This window comes from Pirellulales bacterium (genome assembly GCA_035939775.1).
Taxonomy (GTDB): Bacteria; Planctomycetota; Planctomycetia; order Pirellulales; family DATAWG01; genus DASZFO01.
Map to the genome: position 1 here is coordinate 1 of DASZFO010000149.1, position 2524 is coordinate 2524.

The 2524-nt window shown below is 60.6% G+C and carries 3 protein-coding genes; all 3 read left to right on the top strand.

The genetic code is table 11. The features are described 5' to 3' along the window. On the top strand, window positions 1–805 hold an 805-nt coding region (locus VGY55_09920), incomplete at its 5' end, for a histidine phosphatase family protein (GenBank protein ID HEV2970297.1). A gap of 56 nt (window positions 806–861) precedes the next feature. Beyond that, window positions 862–2058, top strand: coding sequence for an acyl-CoA dehydrogenase family protein (locus tag VGY55_09925; protein HEV2970298.1), 1197 nt, complete (start codon window positions 862–864; stop codon window positions 2056–2058). Window positions 2059–2071: 13 nt separating this feature from the next. Further along, window positions 2072–2524, top strand: a 453-nt coding sequence (locus VGY55_09930; GenBank protein HEV2970299.1) for a phosphotransferase family protein, incomplete at its 3' end; no start/stop codon positions are given.

Sequence of the window (2524 nt, forward strand, 5' to 3'; positions counted from 1 at the left end):
TTGGGCGCCGCGAAGGGAAGAGTATGAAGCACGCGGCTTTCGACGAATCCTGGGTCCTGACGGGCGACGCCGGGAGCGACCGGTGAGTCTGTTGTACCTCGTCCGCCATGGCCAAGCGTCGTTCTTCGAGGAGAATTACGATCGCCTTTCGCAGCTGGGTGAGACCCAAGCGCGCCGGCTGGGCGAGTTCTTTGCCGCGCGGCAGCTGAAGTTTGATGCCGTGTATTCCGGTCCGGCCGAGCGACAAAAGCGAACGGCGTCAATTGTTGCCGAAGCGATGGGGGCCGCCGGCTCGCCCTGCCCGGCGCCGACGATCATCGAGGGACTCAACGAGCACGGCGGCGACAAACTGCTGAGCAAGCCGCACATGCAGATGGTCTTAGAAAAGTATCCAGAGCTTAGCGTGTTGGAGCAGGCATTTCGGCGGGCTCGCGAGCCGGAAGACGTGCAACGGAGCTTTCAGAAATTGTTCGAGGCGGCCGTGCTGGTTTGGACTCGTGGAGAGATCAGTCCGCCGGGAATGGAGCTTTGGGACGAATTTCATAGCCGTGCGCGGCGGGCGTTCGATTCGATCATCTCGCATCCGGAACGAGGCAAAACGACGCTGGCCGTTTCGTCGGTGGGACCAATCTCGGTGGCGGTGCAGATGGCGCTTGGCACGTCGATTCCCGTCAGCCTTGATCTCGGCTGGCGGCTGCGAAATGCCTCCGTGACGACGTTCCTCTACAACCCCGGGCGGTTCAACCTCGACGGTTTTAATTCACTCGCGCATCTGGCAGATCCGGACGAGATAACGTACCGTTAAGTGCGATTGCGTTGCGTCGGCCGTTCGGCACCCGATGACCTCTGGCGGGAGTTCTCATGGACTTCTCAATTCCGCAACCGCTCCAAGAAACACTGAGATCCGTCCGCAAGTTCTTGATTGAGGAAGTCTATCCTCTCGAGCGCGATCTGCTGTCGCGCCCGTTTCGCGAGCTGTTACCGGCACTCCACGCCAAGCGCGAGAAAGTTCGCGAGATGGGGCTGCTTACGCCGCAGATCGGCAAAGAGCAGGGCGGGTCCGGACTGAAGTTCATGGAGCACGCGCTCTTGAGCGAAGAGCTGGGGCGCACTCCGCTCGGACATTTCGTCTTTAACTGCCAGGCTCCCGATGCCGGCAATATGGAAATCCTGCAGGAGTTCGGCACGCCCGAACAAAAGGAGACGTGGCTCAAGCCGCTCGTCGCCGGCAAGATTCGCAGTTGTTTTTCGATGACCGAGCCTGGCTACCCCGGCTCGAATCCCGTTTGGATGAATACGACGGCTGTGGTCGAGGGCGATTCGTATGTGATCAACGGTCGCAAATGGTTCACCTCGTCGGCCGATGGCGCCCGGTTCGCGATCGCGATGGTGGTCACCGATCCCAAGGCCGACCCGCACGCTCGGGCCAGCCAGATCATCGTTCCCAGCGACACGCCCGGTTTCAAAATCGTGCGCAACATTTCAGTAATGGGGCACTCGGGAGAGGACTGGCCCAGTCACAGCGAAGTATCGTACGAAAACGTCCGCGTGCCGAAAAAGAACCTGCTCGGCCGCGAAGGGGCAGGTTTCGAGATCGCGCAGGCGCGGCTGGGGCCGGGGCGGATTCATCATTGCATGCGGTGGATGGGGATCTGCGAGCGATCGTTCGATTTGTTATGCGAACGGGCCGCCCGTCGGGACCTCGCTCCGGGCGACAAGCTCGGGACTCGGCAGACGATTCAGAATTGGATCGCTGAAAGTCGTGCCGAAATCAACGCCGCGCGCCTGATGGTTCTCAAGGCGGCTTGGACAATCGATCGGGAAGGGACAAAAGCGGCTCGCGACGAGATTTCGCTGATCAAGTTTTTTGCCGCCGACGTGCTGATGAAGGTCATCGACCGGGCCTTGCAAGCGCACGGGGCATTGGGCATGACGGACGATACGATCCTGGCCTATTACTACCGGCACGAGCGGGCGGCGCGGATTTACGACGGGCCCGACGAAGTCCACAAGAGCGTGGTTTCGCGACGCATCCTGCGCGGCTACGGCTTGTCGTAGGTGCCAGCAACCGATGAGTGAGCAAATCACCACGACGTTTGCCGATTCATCGGCGCCCGTGCGCAAAGGCGAAGAGCTTGACGCTAGCCGTCTCGGTGCGTACCTGACCGAGCATTTGGGCCAGCACGACGCGCGCCTCGAGATCGAGCAGTTTCCGCAAGGGTTTTCGAATCTCACCTATCTGGTGCGGTTCGGAAGCGACGAATACGTCCTGCGACGGCCGCCATTCGGAAACATGGTGAAGTCGGCGCACGACATGGGACGGGAATTCAACGTCCTGTCCAAGTTGTCGAAAGTTTACGAGCTGGCTCCCAAGCCCGTTGTGTACTGCACTGACGAGTCGGTGCTCGGCGCGCCGTTTTACGTGATGGAGCGGCGTCGTGGGGTGATCTTGCGCCGCAAGCTTCCCAAGAACTTCCAGCCTGACCCACAAACCTTCCGCCGCTTGGGGATCGCGTTCATTGAT